The 2,260-nt window shown below is 68.4% G+C and carries 2 protein-coding genes; both read right to left on the bottom strand.

Features of this window, described 5'->3' with window-relative positions; genetic code table 11:
* The coding region (locus Q8Q83_RS09390; protein ID WP_305623144.1) for an Hpt domain-containing protein at window positions 1-497 on the bottom strand (497 nt) is incomplete at its 3' end.
* Window positions 380-2,260 (bottom strand): response regulator (locus Q8Q83_RS09395; protein ID WP_305623143.1); only part of this gene is annotated, 1,881 nt, incomplete at its 5' end. The genes Q8Q83_RS09395 and Q8Q83_RS09390, both read right to left, overlap by 118 nt.

The following is a 2,260-nucleotide window of genomic DNA, read 5'->3' on the forward strand; positions in this document are numbered from 1 at the left end:
GTGCGGATTTCTGTTTGGCGCTGAGTTGGCTCACATGAGCCAGCCAGTGGTGAAAGGCTTGAGTATCCATGATGGGCAGACCTCACGAGCGGATGCCTGCCATAAAGCTTAGTCCTTGCAACACAGCCTTGGGACATAGCCTTATTAAAGGCGCTGCGCAGCAGTTCGGCCTGCTCGTCGAAGATTTTTCCCGCGCGCGGATCATCCTCGGCGAACAGCCGGCGCAGCTGCCGGCAGAGCTGACTCAGCTGCTCCTCGTCGACCGCCACAGCCGCCGCCAGCGCCTCGGGCAACTGCGCGGCGATGGCCGCGACCAGCGCCCCCAGGCTCTGCTCCAGTTCCGCCAGCACGGCGTCCAACTCATCGTGGCGAGCATCCTTCAGCGCGCTTTCCAGGTTCGCCGCCTGGGCCGCCAGGTCCGCCGCGCCCAGATTGCCGGCCAGGCCCTTGAGGCTATGGGCCAGCCGCTCGGCATGCTCCGTCTCGCCGCAGGCCAGGGCCCCACGCAGCTGCGCGGGAAAGTCGCCCTGGCTGCGGGCGAACTGGCCGAGCAGGCGCTGGTACAAGTCACGTTTGCCCAAGACCCGGCGCAGGCCGTTGGCCAGATCCACCCCGGGCAACTGCCAGTCGGCCTGGGCGTCCGGCTCCACCGTGGCCTGCGCTGCGCCGCGCGTCGGCAACCAGCGTTGCAGCGTTGCAGCGTCGCCCACAGCTCGTCGGGCTCGATGGGTTTGCCCAGGTGATCGTTCATCCCCGCCGCCAGGCAGCGCTCGCGGTCGGCGGGCATGGCATTGGCGGTCATGGCCACTATCGGCAGCGCGGCGAAGCGCGCCTCACGGCGCAGCGCCTCGGTGGTGGCGATACCATCCAGCACCGGCATCTGCATGTCCATCAGCACCAGGGCGTAATAGCCGTCGGCGTGGGCGCGCAGCCGCTCGAGGGCGATGCCGCCGTGCTCGGCCTCATCGATCTGCAGGCCACTCTCCTGCAGCAGGCCGCAGGCCACTTCGCGGTTCAGCTCGCTGTCTTCCACCAGCAACACGCGCTGACCGTCGAAGCTCGGCACCTGCTCGCCCGGCGACAGCGGCTCATGGCCTGCTCCACCGCCGGCGCCGCCCAGGCTGCGGAGCAGCGCATCGAACAACAGCGAGGGGTTGAGCGGCTTGAGCAGCACGTCCTCGACCCCGGCCTTGTGCGCGCCGAGCCACACCTCCTCGCGGCCGTGGGCGGTGACCATCAGCAGGTGCGGTGGCGGCTGCAGCGCCAGCTCGCGCACCCGGCGGGCGGTCTCGATACCGTCCATGCCGGGCATCTGCCAGTCGATCAGCAGCAGCTCGAAGGGCTGGCCCAGCAGCGCCGCCTGTTGCACTGCCGACAACGCGGCCTGGCCCGAGGCCACGGCCGCGACGCGCAAGCTCATGCTGTCCAGCAGGTCGTACAGCACCTGGCGCGCGCTGTCGTTGTCGTCCACCACCAGCACCCGCCGGCCGCGCAGATCGGCCTGCGCCAGCAGCGGCCGCGTCTGCTGGCGGGCGATGCCCAGGGGCAGACGGCACCAGAACAGGCTGCCGCGGCCCACTTCGCTGTCCACCCCGACGCTGCCGCCCATGGCCTCGGCCAGGCGCTTGCTGATGGCCAGGCCGAGACCGGTGCCGCCGTATTTGCGCGTGGTCGAGCTATCGGCCTGTTGGAACGACTCGAACAGCCGGCCCATCTGCTCCGCGCTGAGGCCGATGCCGGTGTCGCGCACCCCGAGGTAGACCAGCACCTGGGCGGCGTCCTGCCGCTCGAGGCGGATAATCACCTCCACCTCGCCCTGTTCGGTGAACTTCACCGCGTTGTTGGCGTAGTTGATCAGGATCTGTCCCAGGCGCAGCGGGTCGCCCAAGAGTTGCCGGGGCAGCGCCGGGTCGAGGTTGAAGATCAGCTCCAGGCCCTTGGCCGCGACCTTGTCGCCGATCAGGTTGGCGAGGTTCTCCAGCACCTGCTGCAGGTCGAAGTCGATGCGCTCGATGGCCAGCTTGCCGGCTTCGATCTTGGAGAAGTCGAGGATGTCGTTGATGATCCCCAAGAGGTGCTGACCGGCCTGCTGGATCTTGCCCAGGTAGTCGCGCTGGCACGGGTTGAGCTCGGTCTTCAGGGCCAGGTGCGACATGCCGATGATGGCGTTCATCGGCGTGCGGATCTCGTGGCTCATATTGGCCAGGAAGTCCGACTTCAGCCGCGCCGCCTCCTCGGCCAACTCCTTGGCTTTGCCCAG

This window comes from Pseudomonas sp., from assembly GCF_030696055.1.
Classification (GTDB): domain Bacteria; phylum Pseudomonadota; class Gammaproteobacteria; order Pseudomonadales; family Pseudomonadaceae; genus Aquipseudomonas.